This window comes from Paenibacillus taichungensis (genome assembly GCF_003287275.1).
GTDB classification, from domain to species: Bacteria; Bacillota; Bacilli; order Paenibacillales; family Paenibacillaceae; genus Paenibacillus; species Paenibacillus taichungensis_A.
The window spans coordinates 1-25,346 of sequence record NZ_QEVW01000006.1 but is presented as its reverse complement, the minus strand read 5'-3'; the positions used below and the strand labels follow the sequence as shown (position 1 = coordinate 25,346).

Here is a 25,346-nt window from a genome sequence, read left to right as displayed (position 1 = left end):
TAAAGGGACAGGTCTTTTTATCAACTGGTAAAGAACACTTTTATAATAGAAGAAATCTGTTTTTTACCAATATCTATTTTTGTAATTTGCTAGAGATTAAGATACAATAGCGGTAAATACACAATGATCTAGAGGGTGAAGTTAGCTAATGAAACCGATTTATTCGAAAGCCCAGCTGGGCTACATGAAGGCAAAGACACAGTTCGAGAAACAAGCAGTCATTCTGGAGAAGAAAATAGAAGATACACGTAAAACGCAGGAAGTTTCCCAAGAAGTGATGGAAGGGCTTGTCAAGGCGACTGGCTTCCATGATGCGTATAACAATTTGGTTCTGGCTGAGAATGACTTAATTGAATGGTCTCATACCACGATGAAGCATGAAAAGACATACCGGGAAAATAGACAACCCATTGACGACATGTATCTGAGATTGAACAGTGATCCGAATATGCGTGCTCAAATTATTGATCTTGCGATGAAAATTCGCTAAGATATAGAACCAGAGCATTACGAAAGGCATTCCATATGGAATGCCTTTTATTTATTTTGTATTTAGAAGAATTTGTCGCTTCATGAAGCAAGTTATCGGGTATAAATAAACGTCCCCATCAATCCAGACACAGCATAATCTCATGCAGACTGCTCCATCGTTGGTGGTTTAAAGGTTTTGAACCTCGTATTTACCCGCACTGCATCAATACATAAATAAGTTCAAAACTTTTTTTGCTGAATCCGCAACTTTTTGAAATCTGCTGCGTTTAAGATGTAGAGTCGAAAACATTGGGCAACTTACCAAGATTGACCTCGTGAAGAATCTTGTCTATTTATTAGAAAAAATTGCTTTACGGCAAGGAAGACCCATTGTATAATACGTAAGGTAGGATTAGGAAACTACTCTATTTTCGTATGGATCTATCATTATTCTCGTTTACAAGTTTCTGTGATATGCTCACAGACATCATTTATATTAACTTGCTCATGACTCTGGAAAGGGGGTGCGACAATAGAATGAGGAACACGAGCGACCCTATTAAAGAAAATTCCAATGTTATGAACGCCCAAGGAGGAGAAAAAAAGGTTATGAAGAAAATTTTATCCGTAGCATTGTCTACAGCAATGGCATTCTCAATGTTTGCATCTGTAGCATTCGGTGATACAGCAGTTTCGCCACAACAACAGTTTGATGCATTGAAAGCTAAAGGTGTTTTCACTGGTTACCCAGATGGAACAGCTGGTTTGGATAAAGAGATGACTCGCGCTGAGTTCGCAAAAGTTATCACTAAATTGCTTGGCCTGAAAGAAATTACTGGTGTATATTCTTACAACGATAAAAACTACAATGCTAAAAACTGGGCTGCTCCTTACATCGAAGCAGTAACAGCTGCAGGCATCATGGAAGGTAAAAACGTTGAAAAGAAAATCTTTGACTTCAACGGTAAAGTAACAATCGAAGAAATGGCGAAAGTTCTGACTATCGCTTTGGACCTCGAAGTTCCAACTGAAACTAACAACACTGCAACAGCATGGGCTAAAGGTTATGTTCAAGCAGCAATCAACGCTGGTTTGCTTGACACTAGCTTGAACTTCCAATCCAACGCTTCCCGTCAATTGCTTGTAGGCGCAGCTTACGCAATTGATCAAGCTCAAAGCTTGAAAGTTGCTTCTTATGAAGTAAGCGAAGCTGGTAAAGTTGTTACTTTCAAAATCAGCGACGGTGAATCCGTTAAAGTAACTTTGGATAAAGCTCTCGAAGCTAACAAAGAAACTGAAGTGAAATTCACTTACAAAGATAAAGAGTTCACTGAGAAAGTTACTTATGTAGTAACTGAAGCGACAAAATTGCAATCCGTATCTGCAGACAACTTGAAAGAAGTAACTGTCAAATTTGACGGTAAAGTTGATAAAGCTACTGCAGAATTGAAAGATAACTACAGATTGAATGCTAATCTGACTGTTAAATCCGCAGTACTGAGCGCTTCCGCAAATGAAGTAGTTCTGACTTTGGATCAAGATCAATCTTTCAAAAACCAACAAAAATACACTGTGACAGTTACTGGCGTTAAAGCTGGTGCTAGAACAATTGAAGCAAGCAATGTTGAATTTACTCCGGTAGACAATAAGCTTCCTGAAGTTGTAAGTGTAACTGGTTTGGGAACTAAAGCAATCAAAATCATTTTCAGCGAACCTGTAAAACAATCTTACACAAACAACTTCCAAGTTGATGGCCAAGGTTTCTACAGCTCTCCAAATGTTGAAGGTCGTGAAGTGATTCTGAAATCTAGCTCTGCACTGAGTGTTGGTGAACACACTCTGACAGTAACTGGTGTTGAAGATTTCGCAGGTTTCAAATCATTGAAATCCGACCACAAATTCTCTGTTGTTGAAGATACTACTGCTCCAACAATCGCAGAAGCTACTGCAACTTTGGAAAAACTGACTGTTACATTCAGTGAAGATATCGATGACTCTACACTGGACAAAGCTAACGTTTACCACAAACGTGGCGATTCCAAAATCACTCCTAGCAGCGTAGTTAGATTGTCTGCTAACAAATACGAGTTCTACTTCGATACTGATAAAGCTCTTCCTTCTTACGAAACTACAATTTTCGTAGAGAAAGTAAAAGACTTCTCTGGTAACGAAATTACTCAAACGTCCAAACTGGTTAAAGCTGAAATTGATACAGAGCGTCCACAAGTTCTGGATGCACGTGTAACAACTGGAACTAAAAACCAAGTAGCTTTGACATTTAGCAAGCCACTTGCTAGTCAAGATTTCGTGAAATTGATCACTGTTAAAGATAAAGACGGTAAAGTTCGTCAAATCTCCAGTGTAACTTTCAAAGATTCTTCGACTAAAAACATTCTGTTGGTTAATTTCTTCTCGGATCTTCCAGAAGGTACTAACACTTTGAATATTGCTGGTGTTAAAGACGCGACTGTTCTAGGTAATGTAATGCTGGATTACACTACTACATTTAATGTTGGTGATACTACAGCTCCTAAAGTTGCTTCAGTTTCCTTCAATGTTTCTGACAACAATCGTCGTGCGGTTATCGTATTTGACGAAAAAATGGATCCAGAATCCTTGTTGAATCGTGCAAATTACTCTTTGACTTTTGATAACAAAGAAATTGGTTTGCCTAGCGATGCTTATCTGTCAGTAACACAAGATGGTAAAGCAGTTGTAATTGAATTGCCTGTAACTATCGGTGGTCAAGATGTATCTTCTACTCTGCTTACAAAAGTCAGAGTACAAGGTGTTAAAGACGTAGCAGGTAACTACCTTGCTGGATTTAACACGGTATTGAATCTTGCAGACTATCGTTATATCAGCCTTGAAGACTATAACGATGCAGGAAATACTGCTTCCCTTACAGGTAAACGTGAAATTGAAGTTAAATTGAATCAATCTGTTTCTCGTGTTGTTAACAAAAATACAGTTACTGTAGCTGGTTATGGTGTAACTGACGTTGTTGCTAATGATACAGACACAGTAAAAATTAAACTAGATCGTGATGTTTACTCTCCAGCAGGTTTGTCTGTACAATTTGATGGTACTAAGTTCATCGGTGCTGCTCAAAATGAAATTGCATTCAACAGCTCAACTGCAATTGTAATTTCTTCTGGCATCAAAGATGAAGTTAAGCCTGAAGTTGCAGCTAACCAAAATGTTTATGCTACAACAGTTACTGGTTCCACTTACAGTGCTACAGTAAATGTAACAGAGAACTTGGACAAAACTACAGCTCTTGTTGGTTTGTATGCTCAAGATCTTATCGTAACTCGCTTGTCAGACAATAAAGAAGTACCTGCATTTACTAGCCAAACTGACTTCTTCTACAGAGTGGTTACAGTAGTTGATGCAGCAGGCACTACACCTGCTCACTTTATCGTTGAGATTGTTGACGCTAAAGGTAGTGCAAATGGTTACTCCATTGAAATCAAGGATAACGCTAAGTATATCCAAGATACTCAAGGTAATGTAATCACAGCTAAAGGTGCAGTTAGAACTCAATAATCCATTTTCCTAAAAGGAGCTAGAGAATTTTCTCTAGCTCCTTTTTTTATACTTAATCCAATAGCTGATATTTAGTCAGCCAAAGTTATACTGAAAACCAACAACATCGTAACTTTTTTCACCTTTTAAACGTTTATACTATAAATGCAACAAGCAAGTTATGGGAGGTTTGAAAGTGGATAAAAGGAAAATGTTTGTGAGCTTGCTCGCAAGTGCTTTGTTGATCAGTTCAACCGCTGGCATTGCGATGGCAGCGAGCACAACGAATAAAACGTCTGCCACCATTTCAAATAGCAATGTATCAAAGAAAACAACATCAACGAACAAAGTCGTACATACACTGAGTAACTTGTCTCCCGTCAAAGTAACCGCACATAGCTCCGTGAGATTAACGGATGTGAACATCTTATCTCAAGATGATGGAAACATTGTTACGTATACGCTATCATACAATAACAATGACAGTACCCCGATGATGATGCTGGATTACTGGAGCAAGGTGAAGACTAAGGGTGGAACGCTATTCTCGCCCAAACTGATTGCGAAAGATCAGGAGAAGAAAACAGTCTCACCTGGATCAACTGTAGATCTGACTTATGTCATGAAGGTTGGTCGCGAAGTGAAGCTGAGTGATCTAAACTTCCTCATCGTGAAGTGGGATTTCAGTCAATCTAACTATGAACGTACGCTGGGTAAGTTTAATGTACCCGCATCCTATAGCATTACAACGCCTGTAGGCAAACCTAAGACGGTACGTTTGAGCGACTCTGCCGTGAAGGTGAAAGTGTCTGGTATTAAAGTGTTTCCAGGTGAAGATAAGAATCAGTATGTCAAAATAGGTGTGAATTTAAACAATATTAGTTACAAATTGCTTGAAAATCCGAATATCAAATGGATTTTGCGTACACCAAGTGGTACGAATTATCCGTTGACGCCAGACAAGGATAGTACAAGCGTTAGCATTCAGGCACAGGCCAATAAAGCTCTGAGTCTGATGGCATCTCTACCGACTTCGGTGAAGCTGCAAAAGTCTGAACTGTTGCTGGTGGAAGAGCAGGGTGAAGAGAAAACGGTCTTACCTGTTGCTGCCTTGCAGCTGCCTGAGGCAAGCAAAGCAACGAACGTAGAGGTGGCTGCGAATCAACCGAATATCATATCTGTTGAGGGACAGCGATTATCTACATTGCTTGAGTCAGCAAAGGTTCGTATTGATGACGGTGAATATGATCTGAATATGCAATATGTGCTTAAGAACGAAGGCAAGAAAGCTGTTAAAGTACCAACATATACATTTGAAGTACGAACTGCTGACGGAACAATTTATCCGATTGAAACCAAAGCATTAGATGCATTAAAGCTTAATCCGGGAGATATTAAAACGATTAAACTCAACGCGACCTTACAAGGTGATGGGGACACAAGCAAAATTAAGCTGTACGCGATGAGTCCTGTAGATAAGACCGAAAGCACTGAGTCGACGACTCCCACGAGTACAAGTAGTTTTGTGTTCTCCTATCCTGTAGGCGTATATGCGATTCCGCAATCTGTATCTACTGGAGACGGTTTGACAACAGAGACGGTCATTAAGAATAGTAAAGGAACGTTTGGTGTTTCGTTAGGATCGTTACAGCGTTTACCTTGGGCAGATAGTGACATTGTGGCTGCAAAAGTAACGATCCGTAATGCCGGCAGCAAAACGGTACAGCTCCCAGAGCTAGAAGCAATGTTCACCATTGATTCGGCTCAAATTGATGGAGATAAGAAGTTAATCTATACGCAAAGCGGAAAACTGCTTGGAGCGGGCATGACGACCGAGGCTTATCTGTTGACCAAAATTCCTTCTGAGCTTCGTATGGGACGTTTGGAAGTAAGTTTGATCGAAAAAGTTAGTGAAGAAGAAACAAATGAGTGGATCACGTTAAATACGTCGGGATTGATTCAACCTGTATCCTACGTAGGAACAGGCAAGACATATACAATGGGTGCTGCGGATAAAGAGACTGAAATGGGTGTGCGTAGAACGATCCGTTACCCAGGAACATCTTCGGATATCGTATATACCGAATTTGAAATGACAAACAAATCGTTGCGTCAAAGTGGGCTTGGCAAACTGGTGGGTTACTTCAAAACATCGGACGGTCAATATTACAGAGCAACTGCAAAACAATCCGAGCGTTCACCCGGGCCAGGCCAGAAATCAATTGTTACATTCTGGGCTAAGGTTCCGAAGTCAGTCACATTCTCGGATATGCGGTTGGTTGTGGGTGAAGGCATAGCAGATAGCAAGTTTGTCATCGGTGAAGGGGAAGCCACAGCCTATGTGAATGCTCTAGCATTCGAAGTGCCACCAACTTCGATCAGTGTTCAAGGGACGCTGAACAATATTGATCTCTATCCATATACGCTCTCTGCTAGTAGTGTACGTGCATATCTGGCGGGAAGCTCATCTGTGCAGGTAGAGATGAATTATAGCCTATCCCGCAATGAAGAGATCGAGATGGGCGAGAATGAACATAAATTGATTCTGGCTCTTACCGATCAAGCAGGTAAAACATATGAGAAAGAGTTAGTCTTGGGAACCGATCTGAAAGCGGGAACGAATCAAACACTCACTTGGAGTGTAGAAGACAGCTTCTTCGAGAAACTGCGTGGAGGCTCGTATCGTTTGGCGGTATATGACCAGTTCCAGGGACAACGTATTCGTCTGGCTGAACAAGGCTATGGATACGATCTGACCAAGCTTCCAAAGGAAGAACCTGTAGATTCAAGATAAACGAAGTCGTTGTATGATTAGTGATTTATCCAAAAAACCTCGTTTCCAGAGAAATGGAAGCGAGGTTTTGCTTGTCGCATCCCTACTTTTTCTCTATAGTTAAAGTTAATAGATTACCAGAGGAGGAAAATAAATCACATGAAACCTTATATGAAGGTATCCCTGGCTGCACTAGCGATTGGTGTTGGCGTGTGGGTAGGGTCTGTATACAGCAATACAGCAATAGGTGCAGGCACAAGTCAACCGGGAACAGCAGATGATCCGGTAGTGACGAAGAGTTATGTTGATCAGCAAATTCAGAAGGCTTTGGGTGGAGGCACGAACACAGGGTCTGGAAATACGTCAGGTAGTAGTAACAGCGGCTCTACGGGAACGGGCAACTCAGGCAGCACGGGTGGAGACACAACGCTTCCTCCATTGGTCTCTGGCGCCTCTGATGCTGTTGAGATTGTGACCGTTAAGCCAGGTCAACAGCTAATCGGTGCATCTGGCGCGGAGTTCATTGTGCGTAGCGGTAAAGCTGTGATCGTCAGTGAAGGTACGAATGGTGTAGCTGATCTGACGGACGGGGTTGATTTGACGAATGGTCAGACAGCACCGACCAATCACTTGCTCTCTTTTCCAAGAGATGGACGGGGTATAGCGGTATTGGATGGTAACAAGTACAGCCTGACTGTCATGGTACGTGGTGGATACTCGTTGAAATAGGTTGTGCAGCGTGTAATGGAATTATTCGTTCATATGCATTTTATTTGTTCAGATTAACCAGTTCTAACAAACATTAATACGGCTAGCCAGCCTTGTTCCTGTTCACTCTATAACTGTACACAACCAATAACCGGAGGTGCAGGAATCATGGCTAGAAGCAACCGCAAAGTGGTACCCGAAAGTCGTCAGATGTTGGATCAGATGAAGTATGAAATTGCCGCTGAGTTCGGTCTGAATGTGGGATATGGCGGTAGAGGTCTTGCTGGTGCAGATACCGAATTTGGTTCTGAACTGGGTGAGGTAAGTGATCACTCCTATGGCCAGTACAAAGGCTGGGGCCATCTGACTTCCCGTGAGAATGGATCGGTCGGTGGAGAGATTACAAAAAGGCTGATTCGCCAGGCACAGCAGCACTTATAGGGTGTTTTCCTTATCCCAATCCGTTTGACACGTCTTGACAAATACGTTAAGATGGCAGTTGAGGTACGCAACCTTTTCCGCTAGGGAAAGGTTGATTTTTTGTTGAGGCCATTACCTGAAAAATCCTTATCTTCGTAACTGCGGACCCTGCGTCCTTATTCCGCCCGGAAAGCTTTCGAGGGTACAGTGAACGAATCAACGTAAATGTTTTGTTCGGGCAATCGCCATACTACTCGTTATGGGAGGTTGAAACTTCAATGTCTATTAAAGGCCGACATCTATTCACATCGGAGTCTGTAACTGAAGGACATCCGGATAAAATTTGCGATCAGATCTCGGACGCCGTGTTGGACGCGTTCCTGGCGAATGATCCAAACGCTCGTGTAGCGTGCGAAGTTTCCGTAGCAACAGGACTTGTGCTTGTCATCGGTGAGATCAGCTCCGCATCTGAATATGTGGACATTCCGTCCATCGTTCGTAATACGATTAAGGAAATCGGGTACACTCGTGCCAAGTTCGGTTTCGATTATAATACTTGTGCAGTCCTGACTTCTCTGAACGAGCAGTCTGCTGACATCGCCCAAGGCGTTAACGCAGCTCTGGAGAACCGTGACCCGGAACAAATGGCTCGCGAGACAGAGAACATTGGTGCCGGTGACCAAGGTCTGATGTTTGGTTTTGCAACCAACGAAACACCTGAACTCATGCCTTTGCCAATCGCATTATCCCATCGTATCGCTCGCCGTTTGGCTGAAGTGCGTAAAAACGGTACATTGGAATATCTCCGTCCGGATGGTAAAACTCAAGTAACGATTGAATACGACGGTGACAAACCGGTGCGTGTTGATACGATAGTCGTGTCTACTCAGCATGCTGAAGAGACCACATTAGAGCAGATCCAAAAAGACATCAAAGAACACGTAATTCTGCCTGTCGTTCCAGCTGAATTGCTGGATGAGCAGACTAAATATTTCATCAACCCAACTGGACGTTTCGTTATTGGCGGACCTCAGGGAGATGCAGGCCTGACTGGACGTAAAATCATCGTAGATACCTACGGCGGTTATGCACGTCACGGCGGTGGCGCGTTCTCCGGTAAAGATCCAACAAAAGTAGACCGTTCCGCAGCTTATGCAGCTCGTTATGTTGCGAAAAACCTTATTGCTGCAGGTCTTGCCGACAAAGTGGAAATCCAGCTCGCATACGCGATTGGTGTAGCCAACCCGGTATCGATCAACGTGGATACATACGGAACAGGCAAAGTCAGCGAAGAGAAATTGGTTGAGCTTGTGCGTAACAACTTCGATCTTCGTCCGGCTGGTATTATCCGTATGCTGGATCTGCGTCGCCCAATCTACAGACAAACGGCTGCTTACGGTCACTTCGGCCGTACAGATCTGGATGTACCTTGGGAACAAGTGGACAAAGCAGACGTTTTGAAAGAGCAAGCAGGTCTGTAAGTTAACAATAAAGTCATCAATAGAAGCCCTTGGTTCCGATGAGGAATCAGGGGCTTTTTGTGTGAAAGTACTAAGGACTGTGGAGAAAAACAAAAGAATTCCTTTTATTACCTTTTAACTAAAGAAAATTGGTAATGTAACCGACATACATAATGAGGTCTGTGCATCAGACAGTTGAAATGAAACAGGATGAGGAGGAAGGAACGGTGAGTTTAAAAAGAACGGCTCGCAGGGGGATCATCGGACTGTTAATCGTGCTAATGTCTATTCAAGGTTGGCAAGGTATCCCGTTTATGAACACAAATACGGTGTATGCCGCCGATGAATTTAACGACACATTGATCGAGGCTACAGTCCCTGTGGTGGGAGCAACGGACGTTGACGGCGCAGCACCACTCGTTGTTCGGTTTAAGGAAGCGGTTAAGAAGTCTGGTAGCGCTGCGGGAAATGTAGTAATCAAGCGTTTTCAGGACAATACAGCAGTGGCTACTATTAAAATGGATAGTTCTGATGTGAAAATTAAAGGAACTCTAACAGATCCAGATGCACCTGAGAGTGTTGAAGGAGTAGGAAAAGAAGTGAGTATTGCTCATCCACTGTTATCTGGAGGAACATACTATGTGCAATTTGATTCAGGTTCCTTGGTAACTGCTGATGGAGGAACTACGGTCAAAGGTCTGACATCGCAGCAATGGAAGTTTAGCACCCAGGGAATTGGAACAGCTAAGGTAAGCTCCTATTACCCGACTTTAGGAGCAGTATCTGTTCCAACTACATCCAACATACAGTTGACTTACAGTGACAGTATTTCAGCTGGTGCAGGCAAAATTCAGATTTTCCAGGGAAGTTCGGTCGTAGAAGAATTGGATATAGCAACAGGTTCACCGCGAATTGTGATAAATGGTAGAACGCTCACTATTGATCCAACGAACAACTTTTCAAATAACACTACATACTCCGTTGTGATACCTGAAGGGGTATTAAGGGACAGCGTTGGTAATGATGTAAAAGGGATTAGCCGAGGAGAATGGAACTTCACTGCGTTTTCTTCTGATCCATCAGCATTAACCGTATCCTCGTTATCTCCGACTAATGGAGCAAGCAATGTTTCTTTAACGAATGAACTTACAGTGACATTCAGCAAAGAGCTGAGCTCAGCTTACATCACTGGAGCGGTTACATTAAAAAATGCAAATGGTGTTGCAGTACCGGCAACGGTATTACTCAACAGTACTAATAATCGGCAATTAAGGATTATCCCGTTAAGCGGACTAACGAGCAATACCACATATACTGTGGATATTTTAGGAGGCTTTTTGCGGGATAACGCGGGGAATCTGTTTACTGGATTGAATGGGGCAAACTCATGGACATTCAGGACATTGGGCTCGGATACCACCGCTCCAGTTTTAAAGACAGCTAAAATGTACAGCAATAGCATCATACGTTTGACATATGACGAGTTGCTCTCAAGTATTGATCCGTTTGCTTCCAGCTTCACGGTCACGGTTAACGGAGAGAACCGGAATGTGAGTACTTCCTATGTCTCAGGAGATAGTGTCTATGTTGTACTGGACACGGGTGTAGCGGTAGGACAGGTTGTTAGAATTGCGTACGCCCCGGGAACAGGAACTCGTAAAATTCAAGATTTGTCTTTTAACGCTGCAGCAGCATTCTCTGCCAGAGATGTGGAGAATAATCTGGATTCCATCATGTCCAAACCACGTGAAGGTACAGCTTATAATAGTACGATTAATTTGTATTACCCAGAGACGGTCTATATCAATTCAAGTGATGCTGTAAGACAGTTTAGTGTTACTGCTGACGGCACATCAGTGGGAATTAACAGCATTTCTACCAACAGCAGTTCTCTGGTGACACTCAGCCTCAGCCGTTCCATACAAAATGGGGAAGTGGTTAGAGTATCGTATGAACCAGGCTCATGGCCTGTAAAAGACACCCGTGGACAGGCGCTTGCCGGCTTCAGTGGATTCTACGTTCGCAATAGTCTTGATACAAAAGCTCCCGAATTTAAAAACGCAGAAGTAAGCGGATCAACATTATGGATTCGTTACAATGAACCGCTTAGTAGGACGAACAAGCCCCTAAAGAGTCAATACTCCGTATTGGTAGATGGGAAGGCAGTGTTTGTAAATGATACAGAGATTGAGGATGACTTGGTTACCTTAACCTTGGCAAGTGCCGTTTCAAGTACACAAAATGTTAGTTTATCCTACGTGCCTGGAACGTTGAGATTAACCGATTTGAATGGCAACCCGGCTGGTTACATTAACTTGGCGCCAGTGACCTACACCTATGGAAACGGAAAAATTCTCTCGGCTGTCCTCCAAGGAGATACCGTGTCCATTAACTTTAAGGACCCACTTCAAGCTCAGACTGCTCTTACTTCGTCGCAGTTCAATGTACAGCTTGGTGGTTCTACGGTAAGTGTACTTTCAGCTGCAAGTTCAGGTTCCGTAGTAACTCTGAAGCTATCAAGTTCAGTTACATCTGGACAGACGGGAACGGTTAGTTACGTTCCGGGAGCCGTTCCACTAAGAGATGCATTAAATAACACAATTGTAGCTTTCGGGCCAATTAACTTACAGGTTAATGGCAGTTCCACAGGTAATCAAACGAATGGTCGTCCTTCCTGGTTGACAGAATTAGATGCATCGAGTTATGGTCAGGCTGTTATTGTCATGAGTAATGATACGGCTACCAATGTGTCAGCAATGACTCGCAACAATCTCTCAACTCGCCAATTTAACGTAGATGCTGCCAAATTGCTTCAGGCCTTTGAGTATGCAAGGACGGTTGGAAAAACGGCACAGCCTGTTGTATTTGAGATGAATGCTGATGAATCTTCGGCATATGTTGGCTTCCCACTGAGCGCATTGGCTCAGTTGGCATCGAGCAATCGAACGGGTTCAATTGGAATCAAATATGGTAATCGCTTATGGACACTTCCCTTGTCTGGTTTGGATGTGTCCTCCATAATTCAGGACGTGGGGGGATCAACGAGTGTAGGTTCTTCCTATCTTTATGTACAGATCGAGACAGTACCGGTCTCCGGATCAGGTACATTGGATGGCTTGTTACTAGCAGCAGGCGCACAGAAGTTAGGTAATAATACGAATATATACTTGTCAGCATTTAACGGAAATAACAACCTACGTGTGGAGCAAAATATTAAAAGCCTGCTCTCTATACAGTTGCCGTTGAAAACAACGACAACAACTTCAGGGCTAACCTATATGGATCCAGGAACATTTATCCTATCTAACGTACCTAGCTCATTTAAAACCACGATTAATGGTGTGGTTGTCCAAGGACAGTTGAATGGCAATCAAACGGTTGTTCCTGTTACTCATATCGTAAACTACCAGGATACATCCTCCCATTGGGCTAGTGCAGTCATTAAAGAGCTTTCTGCCAAATGGATTATCGGTACACCGAACGGTTCTTTCTATGGACCAAATCAAAATATTACACGCGCAGAATTTGCTGAATTAGTAGCAAGAGGATTGGGGCTGCCGGGGAACCAAACAGCTGCAGGCCGTTTCCGTGATGTTTTGGGCGGTGGCACAACGAGTGCTTATATCGGTGCAGCTGCTGAAGCAGGAATTATTACAGGGAATACGGATGGTACCTTCAAGCCAGACCGTCCAATTACCCGTGAACAGATGTCCATTATGATGGTTCGGGCTATGAATTATGGTGGAAAAACGGTCTCACTGCAATCTTCAGCTGCCTCCACGTTATCGAAGTTCAAGGACAGCAACAAAATCCAATCCAAGGATTCTGTCGCCAAAGCAGTGCAAGAAGGAATTATCCAGGGTATGACGTCAAAAACGTTTGTCCCTCAAGGTAATGCTACTCGTGCACAAGCAGCGGTAATGTTGAAGCGTGTGTTGGATAAGTTAGGATACTTGTAGAAACGAAATGATATTTCAATAATGTTATTTAGGAATAGTCACGATAACGAACGTAATATGCTGGACCATTTCAAGAAGCTTATTTCTTGAAATGGTCCTTTTTTATATTTAATACTAGATATTTCTGGTCTTGGTCTAGATCACAGAACACCTGAAGAAGCGTTGCAATAGCAGAGTCAGCAGAAGATGGATCGAAACATACCCGTGTACGAGAAAGATGGAACAACAATTATTGGTGAGTTTATCATTTCAAAACCGTCGTCGTAAATATTAGCTTCAACGTTCCTAAATGTAGAAACAACGTTGATTTGGTTACATCAATTGTTTCAACAGCCAGATCTACTCCAAATAGACTTCGGTTGTGCTAACTCAAGCATAACTGAAGTTTATTTTTTTGACTGTAAAAACGTATAACAAAACAATAGGATGTCGTATAACCCAATAAATACCTGAATTCAGGCTCGGGGCGTAACTTTTTCCACAAAAAGTAGTCTATTAATAGAAGAGTATACTAGAAATCTCGCTATCTGCTGCCACATGGCAGAGATCGTGATATATCTAAGATTGATATACAAGATGGGAGAGACGTTTCAAACATGCTGGGGAAACAAGGGAAACGGCTGAACGACGTTAAGGGTAGCAAGGCGAAAAAATGGGCGATTGTGACACTGGCAGGCGTGATCTGGATTGCACCGGTTCTGGGAGCGGGACAACTGGTGTGGTCGGGAAGTTCATGGCAGTCAGTGGCTGCAGCGGCTTCTACAACAACAAGCAAACTGAGTGAAGAAATTCTGACTTCGGGTGCGAAGTTGATGAAATACAATTATACAACGACACGTTCCGGCTCGAAGGTGAACGTACTGGCAGACGTCATTCAAGTGGATTTGCAAAATCCCTATGTGAAACTGGATGTCATGACAGGCAAGGGCGGCAATCTGAATAGTAAACAAAGCACAGGTGGCATGGCCAAGGAAAATGGTGCAGTAGCCGCCGTGAACGGCGATTATTTTAATGTATCCGGGGAACTTGCCCCAATCGGTGGACAGGTCTCGGATGGGATCCTCGTATCTACTCCATCCGAACTGTCAGGGATGTATGCCCTCACCGTAACCAAAGACGGCAAGCCGATGATCGATGAATATTCATTCGATGGTACCGTGAAGGCAGATGATGGTTCAACGTTTGCTTTGCGTGGGATAAATAAAGAGGACTACACGGTTGAATCAGGCTCGGTGAAATATAGTCACGCCAATTCGATGTATATTTATACACCGGCTTGGACATCAACGAAGCGGCCGAATGATCCTTCCACAACACCAACCGAGGTACTTGTACAGAACGGTGTAATCACCCAAATTTCGGATAAAAAGGCGTTGAACATGACGGTGCCGGCAGATGGGTACATTTTGCGTGCGCATGGAACGGCAGCGACATGGATTATGACTCACCTGGCGGTAGGGCAGACGTTGAATGCGGATTACAAGTTGAAAGCCAAAACGACGGGGGAGACCGTTGATCCAAGCAACCTGCAGATGATGATCGGAGGTCATACCATTCTGGTGAATGGTGGCAAGGCGGCTACTTTTTCCCGTGATATCGCTGCTTCCGGTATCGGTGGCATTCGTGCGAGAACAGCAGTCGGCTACTCTCAAGATGGTCGGTATGTCTACATTATTGCAGCGGAGAAAAACAGTAACAGCAGCGGTTTGTCGCTGACCGAACTGCAATCCTTCATGACCAGCATTGGTGTATGGAAAGGCATGAACTTGGACGGAGGCGGCTCCACAACGATGGTAACTCGTCCGCTTGGCGAGGAGACAGCAGGACTTACGTTCAACACGGAGTACGGTACAGAGCAGCGTCAGGTCGTAAACACGCTGGGCGTGTTCTCTACGGCTCCAGAAGGTAAGCTGAAGGGCTTTGCCGTGAGTGGTAGCCAAACATTGCTGGTAGGGCAAGAGGGCAAGTATACAGCCAAAGGATATGACACCTACTATAACCCGATTGCGACAGGCGATATCAAGATGACATGGAAATCGAGCAACAACGGCATCGTGAGTGTAAGCAATGGAACGATCAAAGGTGTGAAACCAGGTACAGCGACGTTGACTGCAACAAGTAACGGTGCTTCATCTTCCATTAAAGTTACAGTGTTGGGCGGAAGTGAACTGGCTTCACTGACAGCGGGGTCTGGCTTGGGATCGCTTCAAGCGGGCACAACGATTTCCATTCCAGTAACGGCGAAGACCAAAGACGGACAAAGTGTAACGGTTCCGGCGGACTCGCTGACTTGGGAATTTATTGGATTCAAAGGTAAAGTGGTTGCAGACCAATTAACCGTATCCTCTGTGAACTCCGGCGCTCAAGTTGGCTATGCGATCGGTCGTTATGACGGCTACAGCACGGTGGTTGTGCTTTCCGCTGCGGCAAGTGAAACAATGTGGGAGAACTTCGAGAATGTAAGCTACCCGATCAACTTCACGACCAACGCATCAGGTGTAACTGGATCGGCGTCCGTGACAGCGGGAACAGGTGAAAAAGCCGGCTCCAAGGTGCTGCAGCTGAGCTATGACATGACCGCAGGAATAGGGAAAATGTATGCATATGCCCAATTGAACGGTTCCACTGGCAAAGAAGTATCTGCAACTGCTACATCCATGTCGATGGATGTTATGGGAGATAAGAGTCTGAACTGGCTGCGTGCCGAATTTACCGATGCCAGTGGCAAAACGGTATATGCTGATCTCGCCAAGGCGATTGATTGGGACGGTTGGAAAAAGCTGAATGTGGACCTGAATGGGCTGAATATTTCTTATCCGGCGAAGCTTAAGCGGGTGTATGTGGTGAATGTGGAAGAAGGTCAGGATGAGCGTGCGAAGACGGGCACGGTTGCTTTTGACAACATCGCTTTCACCATGCCATCCAAATCCAGTGAAGTGGGCTTGCCTACAGGAACTGCTTCACTAGTGCTTGGACAGAAATCCATGACCGTAAACGGAACGAAAAAGGCAATTGATGCTGCGCCAGTACTGAAAAATGGTACAACATATGTCCCAATCAAGCATGTATTGGATGCTTTTGGTGGGCAGGCAAGCTGGGATAGCAAAAATCAACGGATTACCGTTGTGCGTGGCGGCAAGCTGATTGATCTGGTTGTTGGCCAGAAAGAATTCATCATCAATGGCAAAAGACAAAGTGCAACAGTAGCACCTTACGTATCTGGTGGTAGGACTTTAGTCCCTCTCAGACTCGTTTCAGAGCAGCTTGGACTGACTGTAAAATGGGAACAGAACACGAAGACCGTTACCATCTCATCGTGATATGGTATGATATATACCGGAAACGATAGAAATGGAGTCGAACAAACGTGGATTTACAAGCCGATGCCATAGACCGCGTCATAAAAAACGCCATACAAGTCATGGAAAACAGTAAATATCAAATGTTTGAGATTATGGACTCGACTCGGAATGAGCTGAAAACGCTGAACGAGGAATTGAAGTCGGTTCTGAAGGAGACGGCGGAAACGATCGAGAAAGTAGATCAATTGGAGCTCAACTACCGCCGCTCCAGAATCCGGCTAACTGAGGTTAGCCGCGACTTCGTCCGTTATTCCGAGCATGATATCAAGCAGGCGTATGAGAAAGCGACGCAGTTGCAGCTGGATCTGATGATTTACCGTGAGAAGGAAATGTATCTGAAAGCCCGTCGGGATGATCTGCAGAAGCGTGCCAAAAATGTGGAAGCTTCCGTGGAGCGCGCCGAGACGATCGGTTCCCAGATGGGGGTTGTACTGGAGTATCTGTCGGGTGAGTTGGGTCAAGTGACCCGCATCATTGAATCCGCCAAAAATCGACAAATGATTGGTTTGAAAATAATTTTGGCCCAGGAAGAAGAGCGGAAGCGTATTGCCCGTGAGATCCATGACGGACCTGCGCAGATGCTCGCAAATCTAGTACTTAGGACGGAAATTGTAGAAAGAATGCTCATAAAGCAGGATTTTAAGATGGTCCAGGCCGAAATAGTAGATTTGAAAGGCCAGGTTCGTTCGAGTCTTGGAGAAATGAGAAAAGTTATTTTCAATTTGCGTCCTATGGCACTGGATGACCTGGGATTGATTCCAACGCTTCGGAAGTACGTGCAGGATTTTGAAGAAAAAACAAAAATCCGCTCGCTTTTTGAAACGAGAGGCAAGGAACACCGTTTGTCTTCGGCAATGGAGGCTGCGATCTACCGCCTCGTGCAGGAAGGTCTGTCCAATGCTGCGAAGCATGCTTATCCCACTTATGTTGTAGTGGAAATTACATACCAGGCTCAGCTCGTTAAGATTGTCGTGCAGGACAATGGGCTTGGGTTCAAACCGGAGCTTCTTGCGAAGAAGAGCAAGGATCATACCCACTTCGGTCTGATTGGGATGAGAGAGCGGGTTGAACTGTTAGAAGGAAGAATAGAGATCGAATCCGCGGAAAATCAAGGAACCAAAATAGTGATTCATATCCCGACAAACGTGGATAAGGGAAAGGAGTAGCAGGATGGAAAACCGTGATACTGGCAAGACATCGATTAAAGTTCTTTTGGCTGATGATCATCAGCTGTTCCGTGAAGGTCTGAAACGCATTTTAAATATGGAGGACGACATTGAGGTCATCGGCGAATGCGGCGATGGGATTCAGGTGCTCGAATTCTGTAATCAGGATAAACCGGACATCGTCTTGATGGACATCAACATGCCTGTGGAAAACGGGGTTGAAGCGACGGAGAAATTGCGTGAGCTGTTCCCGGATGTCAAAGTCATTATCTTGTCTATTCATGATGATGAGAGTTATGTGTTCGAGACGCTGCGTAAAGGTGCTAATGGCTACCTGCTGAAAGATATGGAGGCCGAGTCCCTGATCAATGCGATTCGTTCCGTTCATGAAGGGCATGCATTCATCCACCCTAAAGTAACTGGCAAACTGATCATGCAGTTGCGTCGGATGACGTACCTTAATGAGACAGGGGCAATGAGCGAAGGAGCTTCCAAGGAAGCAGGCGTTAAATTTGTCGCTGGCGACAATAATCCGCTTACTCGTCGTGAGGCTGAAGTTCTGCGTCTGATGGCTGAAGGTAAGAGCAATAAAATGATTGGTGAGTTCCTGTTCATCAGTGAGAAAACAGTAAAAAACCATGTCAGCAGTATTCTGCAGAAGATGGAAGTGGACGATCGTACACAAGCGGTTATCAACTCGATCAAATATGGTTGGGTTACCCTTTAATATACGATTGTATTTAGATGCAGTTTGATTATAGCAATTATAGGATTCTGTTTACTCGCGCCCATTCCAGAATGTTGGACTGGTTAGCGGGTTAATGGACTTTATTACTGCAAATGAGCAAAGTATGAAGTTAGGAGAACTTATGTTCAAGCTTCGGCATGAATGAGTGAACGACCTGGCCTGTCTTCTTCGTCCAGTGTCGATCAGAATGGAATATGCGCGTTTTGGATTTGCAAGTGTAACCCTTCGGGGGATGCAGCATATACTGCTGTATACAGGGATGTTCGCCATGGGTGAGCATGACCTTCCGAGGAGGTGCAGTTGCCATGGTTGCTCATCTGACTATGATTCTGCTCATATACTTCCTGGCGGCAATGGCCGTTCATGCCATGCACCAGCGCCATCTTTCCCGTCCGGACCCCGAAGGCTACGAGCAGATTATGCTCATTCCTTCCAATCAGGAGCAGCGGATTGAAGGCATTGTAAGAGCGCTTTGCCGGGAATTATTTTACCGTGGAAAGAGCTTCACATTGACGGTTGTCGCTGATCGTACGGAAGCCGAAACGGTTCGTATTATTGAGAAGCTTATGCTTAGGCAAGGAATGGAGTTATCCTACTTGTCCGCTGTCCCTTCCGATATGGAACAGGGGAATCAGACAGGGAATCGTTCTATTCGCCTTATCGATTTACGTGAGCCAAAGCAGTAGATGCTTTTTTTTTGCAACAGTTGGGTCCATTAATCGTGCAAGCGGCTGAGACAGACTGGCTAAAGCGTGTCATCAGTCAGAATGCACTTTCAATGAAGTCATGCCAGCTTGCCAAAATGAGCGTGAATTTCATCATGTTTGAGGTTAAAGATTACAGCTTATGCTGTAGTCTTTTTTTGTCATTGTAGCCAAGCTTGCTGTTAAATTAAATATGGGTTTTTATGCAATCTATGGTTATTGTCCCTGTTGGAGACTTGTGGGGATCGCAGGACGAACCTTTTTGAAATCAGAACTCTTAAGTTAAAAGTATAGACGATACAGATTGGAAAAAGTTTCGCATGATCGAAGAAAGATTATCGTTACTCATTGAATAGGTAAAATGATCGTATCGGTTGCTTTTGGAAACTAAACGACTTGTGGGACGACTCCACAATTGATATAGTGATAATACAAATGAATATTGAATAAATGAGATATGGACATGAAGCACATGCTCCGACGAATAGTCGGTTGGCATGTGCTTTTTTTGTGTTTCACGTTAAGGGACATGGAGGATGAGGGAGGAGAGCAGATGAAGGTTGGGTTGTATGTGTGCCGAGTGAGAGAAGAGTGGAAGATGGTGCTGTCACTGGATGTCCGAGTGGATGTGGCGTGGTGGCTTGAGGGGGTGAGTGGACAGCGGGTGTTGCGATGGTTGCTGCTAGGCAGGGAGTTACCTTTAAGTCAGGCCTCGTGGATGGTAGAGAATATTGAGGTGGAGCGAGGTATGGATCAGTGGGGAGAGGAGCATTGGCAGACGTATATGCAGCGCAAACTGGAAGAGTACGAGAGGGCCTCCGGGGAACTTGCGGCTAGGGGAGAGATGGGAGGCAATGTAGGGATTGTCGCTGAAAGAGGTGCGGAGGTGGACGGGATGCCAGAGCCCTATCCCGCCGGGGAGTGGGCTCAGCTGGAGCGGGGCGCGGCCCTGCTGGGTGAGCGGCTTTGCGGTCGCCAATTGCTGGCGGCCGAGGCTGAGGCGCTGCTGGCGGACACGTCGCCGCAGCTTGCCTCGGTTTGGCGCGCGGCTGTACAGCTCGCGCACCTGCGTGGGCGGCTGAGCATAGCAGCCGCCCTGGAAGGGCCTGCCACGCGGCGGCAACGCCTCGCGTGGCTTGGTCGCGCGCGCAGCGCGCCCCGCTGCCGCCGATGCGGCAGCTTTGCCGGGCAGTGCGTGCCCTGCGCTGCCTGCGGCCTGGCGGCGTGCGCCTACTGCGAGGCTTGCCTCGCGCTGGGGCGCAGCCGTGCCTGTGCGCTGCTGCTGCGTAGCGCAGCGCCTGGGGCCGTACCACGCGGCGCATCGCAGCGTGGTACGGCCGTTGCCCCCACCGAGGGCGGACTTGCCCGGTGGGGGCTTAGCCCTGCGCAGAGCGCGGCGGCAGCCGCGGCTCTTGCGTTTTTGGCCCAGCCATCCGCAGGGGATGGGCCGGGGAGGTTTTTGTTGTGGGCCGTGACCGGGGCCGGCAAGACGGAAATGATTTTCCCTTTGCTCCAATACATATTGGAGCGCGGTGGACGAGCGCTTGTGGCTACGCCGCGCCGGGATGTCGTGCTGGAACTTGCCCCTCGTTTGGCGAAAGCATTCCCTGGCATCTCGCTCGCTACGCTATACGGAGGCAGCACCGAACGCTGGAAAGACGCGCAGCTCACACTCGCCACCACACATCAACTGATGCGTTTTTACCAGGCATTCGATCTGGTCATTATCGATGAGCTCGACGCATTTCCTTATCATAATGATCCCATGCTCGCTCATGCGGCGGCGTCCTCGTGCAAGCCTGATGGCCATTTTGTGTACTTGTCCGCTACGCCACCAGCTAGGCTACAGCGGGAAGCAGCGCAAGGGAAACTCACTCACGCCAAAGTCCCGGTCCGCTTCCACCGTCACCCTTTACCAGTACCGCGTTTACTGAAAATGCTTACCGTCGCCGAGTGTATTCGGAAGCGAGAGCTGCCCGCCACACTAAAAAAGAGCATTCAAACCTCCTTGCTACGGGATGCACAGGTATTTGTTTTTGTGACACGGATCGCTCAGATTGAGGCATTTGTAAATCTCATGCGTCGCATGTTTCCACAAATCCATATCGAAGGAACATCATCCCAAGATCCGGATCGGGCGAGCAAAGTTATTGCTTTTCGTGAACGGACCATACGTTTGCTCGTGACCACCACTATCTTGGAGCGGGGCGTCACCATTCCACGTAGCGATGTATTTATTTTGGATGCGGATAATGGTCTCTTTGACGAAGCTTCTCTGGTACAGATGGCGGGTAGAGCGGGTCGATCTATGGATGATCCAGCAGGAAGAGTCGTCTTCGCATCATCCCGTCGTACGCGTTCCCAGGTGAAAGCGGTGGCCCAGATCCAAAAAATGAACACCATCGCAAAACGCAAAGGCTACCTTCACCCGCCAACACACCAATAGATACTGAGGGAGGCAACAACCTAATGTCGAACTGGCTAAGCAGCATAACAGACCACGTGCACCAACTCACCCATCGCCTGCATGGATTGCTCGCTCCACCCGGAGCGACTTGTCTAACCTGTGGTACACGAGCGATATTGTCTCCGATCTACCCGGGCATCTGTCCGCGTTGTGTGCAGCAAATTCCATGGATTCGTTCCATTCGCTGTCTGCGTTGTGGTCGAGGGATCGGCTGCCCGGACTGCGTCCGCCCACACATGCAAAACCGTTCTTTCATATGCAACCGCAGCGCCGTCCAGTATAACGCTTTAATGAAGGAATGGATTGGGATGTACAAATTCAGAGGCCACGAGCGCTACGCGCAACTGTTAACTGCTCTTATGATTCAAGCATTTCAAGCAATGAGCGAAGAACTGAATCCTGTTTTGGCAAAAGAAACCCTGGCCCCCGTGGCTCATTCCGCCACGCCTGCTCAATACCAGGTGGCTGCTGGTTCACACCCACCTGGCTCGAGCGCGACAACAAACGCACTCGTTCACCGAACTAACGGGCGCGTAACAGCGCCCGCGTCCGTTCACTTACCTGCCGCGTTAGCGCACGTACATATACACGCGCAACACAACAGCCACAGCTCAGACGCGTACTATACGTACGCTCCTACCGGAGCAGCGCCCCTCAGCCGCCAGTCGCTGCTCCAAAACAATAAGCCGCTATGGCGGCCAGACGCGGTGACCTATGTCCCCGTCAGCAACGAACGCCTTGCCGAGCGCGGCTTCAACCAGGCCGAGCGGCTCGCAGCAGGACTTGCCGCAGCCGTCCGCCTGCCTGTAGTTGATCTGCTGCAGCGCCGGATCAACACCACCAAACAAAGCTTCAAAACACGCGGCGAGCGTATTCAGACCATGCAAGATGCGTTTGCAATGCAGTCGGATGGACTGGAGTTGATACATGACCTCTATCAAGCCAACTCTCAATTCGCGCACAAGGATATGCGTTCACAGCCAGCAACAAATTCATACGCCATTGGAAAGGGAGTCTCTTCACATTTCAGATTAGCCCCACAAAGCTCGCAGACTTCTCCCATACGCTTGCTGATAATTGATGATATCTACACAACCGGTAGTACTCTGGATGCCTGTGGACAGGTGATCCTGAATGCTGGATCTTCCTTGAACATTCCAATCGAAATTTACACGCTGACTTTGGCCAGATCCTGACCTTAAGATATGCATATACACTTAATAAATTTCTACCCTACACAAGCAACATGATGATACTAATTAATAACTTTTACACAGAAAAGAGAAAGTACGTTCTTGTATGTATAGCGCTATTACTATTGTGAATTTTTATATACACGCATATGAATTGTAACTTGGTTGTTTGACGAAATTATGAATATGAATTAGACAAGAATATTTTTACATGTAAAAAAGAGGAATCGGTTCTGCCATGTAGAATTGATAGTTCTGCCGTTCATCACAGGTGACAGCACAGGGAGTGGCACAACATATCATTTGAAGGGGAGAACAACGGTGGTTGCAGGAAAAAGAAAAAATGGATTTTACTTATGGACCGTCCGTTTACTGGTGCTGATGCTGGTATTCGGGCAGTTTGACGTGTACGGGGGAAATAGTGCACATGCCGCAACGAATAACGGAGTTGTCTCATCGAGTAATGACTTTCAGTATGTGATGACGAACAACAACGGTAAATTACAGGTGAATCAGAAGGATGTTGATCTTAGTTGGGTCAGATCCTACAACATTTCAACGACAGGTTACTCTTTTACAAGAAGACAGTCCATCTTGGGATTCACCAGTGATATTACGAATATAAGCTTTGGATCGTATACCTCCAAGTATACTGGACAGATCGACAATGCATTTCTTATTGATCTAAGTAAGGTTCGTGAGTACTTCACTGAGATGACGTATAGACAATCCGGTATGGAAGTAGGGCAATGGACGATCTCGAACTATAATGTTCTGGGTCAGCTTACACCGGTTGATGTATACAATTATGATGTTAGGCAGTTAAGTTTGGTTGTTAATGCGGATACGGGGGAGGTCGTGGACTTCTATTCTGAACTGAACCCGTATTATACACGCAAAGCAGAACCGGCCTCTTTTACCAAACAGGTGGTAGCCCCGGTGACGATTACTAACATACCTGCTATTCCGGCTGGGATCACAGGAAAACAAAGTGAAAATACGGTTAACTTGAAATGGCAGCATGCACAGCAGGCCGTACAATATGAAATTGAGGAGAATGGGGTCGTTAAAGGGCCTTACTATGGGACAACCTTTGGCAGCAATTCATTATTGCCTGATACGTTGTATTCCTATAGAGTACGTGCTCTAAATTCAATAGGTACAAGCGATTGGAGCCCTATGTATGAGATCAAAACTTTGCTCCAACAACCGGTGGTTTCGGCAAGCTCCCAGGAAGGTAAAAATATTATCCAATGGAATGCGGTTGATCAGGCTGATCATTACCAATTAAAGATTGATGATGAAGCGCCTATTGAGCTTGGCAATGTGACCTCTTATGAGCATGAGGGTCTCGCGGCAAATTCAAGTCATACGTATACGCTAAAAGCGCTGTCTTCCAACAATGAGAGCGATTGGAGTAAAACAGTAACGCAACTGGTCGTTCCGGACTCCGTCAGTGGCTTGAAAGTAACAGAAGCAACCTTTAATAAAGTTGCACTATCCTGGACCGCTGTAAAAGGTGCGACAGGTTATGATTTGGAGATTGACGGTAACATCGTCGCTGTGACTGGTACCACTTACAGCAAAACAGGACTCATACCTAATACGGAACATACTTTCCGGTTAAGACCGAAAAATACAGGCGGAGCAGGCAGTTGGTCTGATCTGTTAACCGTGTCTACTCAATTGAGTACACCCGTACTGAAATCAAGCCCTTCACAAGAAGAAATTACTCTCGTTTGGCCTTCCATTGACGGTGCTACCTCATATGAAGTGGAAGCCGATGGAGTAATTGCTGGTAATGTTGTAGATCCGACATATACGCATACCGGACTCACACCAGCTACAGCTCATAAATATCGTGTGCGTGCTTTGACCGATACCAACACAAGTGCGTGGACAGCCGTACTGACTCAAAATACGTTACCAGGTTCTGTTGCAGGATTAACAGTGAATTCTGTAACCAATACGGCTATAGCGTTAAAATGGACAACTGTAACTGGAGCCACTGGATACGATCTTGAAATCGACGGCACAGTTGTCGCTGTCACTGGCGTTGCCTACACGAAGAGTGGTCTCGCAGCCAATACAGAGCATACTTTCCGCATCCGCTCCAAGAATGCCGCGGGAGTAGGAGCATGGAGTGATTTGATTAGCGGAACCACATTATTAAATACACCTGTTTTGAAAGGCACATCGGAAGAAACGGCTATTAATCTGACTTGGGCAGAAATTACTGATGCTACGAAATATGAAGTTGAAGCTGATGGAGCAGTAGTAGCGACAGTGAACGAACCTTCGTACACGCACAATAGCTTGCTCGCAGGGACAGCGCATAAATATCGTGTACGTGCTTTGGCCGACAGCAACACAAGTGCATGGACAGC

At 45.7% G+C, this 25,346-nt stretch carries 15 protein-coding genes; all 15 read left to right on the top strand.

The window, feature by feature from the left end; all coding sequences use genetic code 11:
* Positions 1-148: 148 nt before the first annotated feature.
* Positions 149-490, top strand: coding sequence for a hypothetical protein (locus DC345_RS09470; RefSeq protein ID WP_079695642.1), 342 nt, complete (start codon positions 149-151; stop codon positions 488-490).
* Between the two features lie 518 nt (positions 491-1,008).
* Complete coding sequence (locus DC345_RS09465) at positions 1,009-4,020, top strand: Ig-like domain-containing domain (RefSeq protein WP_181586539.1); 3,012 nt, start codon at positions 1,009-1,011, stop codon at positions 4,018-4,020.
* Positions 4,021-4,195: 175 nt separating this feature from the next.
* Positions 4,196-6,793, top strand: coding sequence for a hypothetical protein (locus DC345_RS09460; protein ID WP_113052891.1), 2,598 nt, complete (start codon positions 4,196-4,198; stop codon positions 6,791-6,793).
* A gap of 138 nt (positions 6,794-6,931) precedes the next feature.
* Positions 6,932-7,501: a hypothetical protein gene (locus tag DC345_RS09455; RefSeq protein ID WP_113052890.1), complete on the top strand. Its 570-nt coding sequence runs from the start codon at positions 6,932-6,934 to the stop codon at positions 7,499-7,501.
* A gap of 147 nt (positions 7,502-7,648) precedes the next feature.
* Positions 7,649-7,921, top strand: a complete 273-nt coding sequence (locus tag DC345_RS09450) for an alpha/beta-type small acid-soluble spore protein (protein WP_053782866.1) — start codon at positions 7,649-7,651, stop codon at positions 7,919-7,921.
* A gap of 257 nt (positions 7,922-8,178) precedes the next feature.
* Positions 8,179-9,381, top strand: coding sequence for a methionine adenosyltransferase (gene metK / locus DC345_RS09445; protein ID WP_113052889.1), 1,203 nt, complete (start codon positions 8,179-8,181; stop codon positions 9,379-9,381).
* A gap of 206 nt (positions 9,382-9,587) precedes the next feature.
* On the top strand, positions 9,588-13,319 hold the full coding sequence (locus DC345_RS09440) for an Ig-like domain-containing protein (RefSeq protein WP_181586538.1): 3,732 nt from the start codon (positions 9,588-9,590) through the stop codon (positions 13,317-13,319).
* A gap of 596 nt (positions 13,320-13,915) precedes the next feature.
* A complete protein-coding gene (locus DC345_RS09435) occupies positions 13,916-16,639 on the top strand; it encodes a stalk domain-containing protein (protein ID WP_113052887.1) in 2,724 nt (907 codons plus the stop codon).
* Between the two features lie 47 nt (positions 16,640-16,686).
* Positions 16,687-17,847: a sensor histidine kinase gene (locus tag DC345_RS09430; protein ID WP_024631628.1), complete on the top strand. Its 1,161-nt coding sequence runs from the start codon at positions 16,687-16,689 to the stop codon at positions 17,845-17,847.
* A 4-nt stretch (positions 17,848-17,851) separates the two neighbouring features.
* The gene (locus DC345_RS09425) at positions 17,852-18,574 is read left to right on the top strand and encodes a response regulator transcription factor (protein ID WP_063567747.1); all 723 of its coding nucleotides are present in this window, start codon (positions 17,852-17,854) and stop codon (positions 18,572-18,574) included.
* 326 nt (positions 18,575-18,900) lie between these two features.
* Positions 18,901-19,281, top strand: coding sequence for a hypothetical protein (locus DC345_RS09420; protein ID WP_113052886.1), 381 nt, complete (start codon positions 18,901-18,903; stop codon positions 19,279-19,281).
* 571 nt (positions 19,282-19,852) lie between these two features.
* Positions 19,853-21,745, top strand: coding sequence for a helicase-related protein (locus DC345_RS09415; protein ID WP_113053327.1), 1,893 nt, complete (start codon positions 19,853-19,855; stop codon positions 21,743-21,745).
* 109 nt (positions 21,746-21,854) lie between these two features.
* Positions 21,855-22,049, top strand: coding sequence for a hypothetical protein (locus DC345_RS31480; protein WP_139295648.1), 195 nt, complete (start codon positions 21,855-21,857; stop codon positions 22,047-22,049).
* A 424-nt stretch (positions 22,050-22,473) separates the two neighbouring features.
* On the top strand, positions 22,474-22,962 hold the full coding sequence (locus tag DC345_RS31475) for a ComF family protein (RefSeq protein ID WP_146752121.1): 489 nt from the start codon (positions 22,474-22,476) through the stop codon (positions 22,960-22,962).
* A gap of 318 nt (positions 22,963-23,280) precedes the next feature.
* The coding region (locus DC345_RS09405) for a fibronectin type III domain-containing protein (protein ID WP_146752120.1) at positions 23,281-25,346 on the top strand (2,066 nt) is incomplete at its 3' end.

Bases quoted from the DNA above. Each gene is read 5' to 3' on its own strand.
- DC345_RS09415 (WP_113053327.1), top strand. From the start codon at position 19,853: ATGAAGGTTGGGTTGTATGTGTGCCGAGTGAGAGAAGAGTGGAAGATG.
- DC345_RS09425 (WP_063567747.1), top strand. From the start codon at position 17,852: ATGGAAAACCGTGATACTGGCAAGACATCGATTAAAGTTCTTTTGGCT.
- DC345_RS09435 (WP_113052887.1), top strand. From the start codon at position 13,916: ATGCTGGGGAAACAAGGGAAACGGCTGAACGACGTTAAGGGTAGCAAG.
- DC345_RS09420 (WP_113052886.1), top strand. From the start codon at position 18,901: ATGGTTGCTCATCTGACTATGATTCTGCTCATATACTTCCTGGCGGCA.
- DC345_RS09450 (WP_053782866.1), top strand. From the start codon at position 7,649: ATGGCTAGAAGCAACCGCAAAGTGGTACCCGAAAGTCGTCAGATGTTG.
- metK (WP_113052889.1), top strand. From the start codon at position 8,179: ATGTCTATTAAAGGCCGACATCTATTCACATCGGAGTCTGTAACTGAA.
- DC345_RS09465 (WP_181586539.1), top strand. From the start codon at position 1,009: ATGAGGAACACGAGCGACCCTATTAAAGAAAATTCCAATGTTATGAAC.
- DC345_RS09455 (WP_113052890.1), top strand. From the start codon at position 6,932: ATGAAACCTTATATGAAGGTATCCCTGGCTGCACTAGCGATTGGTGTT.
- DC345_RS09470 (WP_079695642.1), top strand. From the start codon at position 149: ATGAAACCGATTTATTCGAAAGCCCAGCTGGGCTACATGAAGGCAAAG.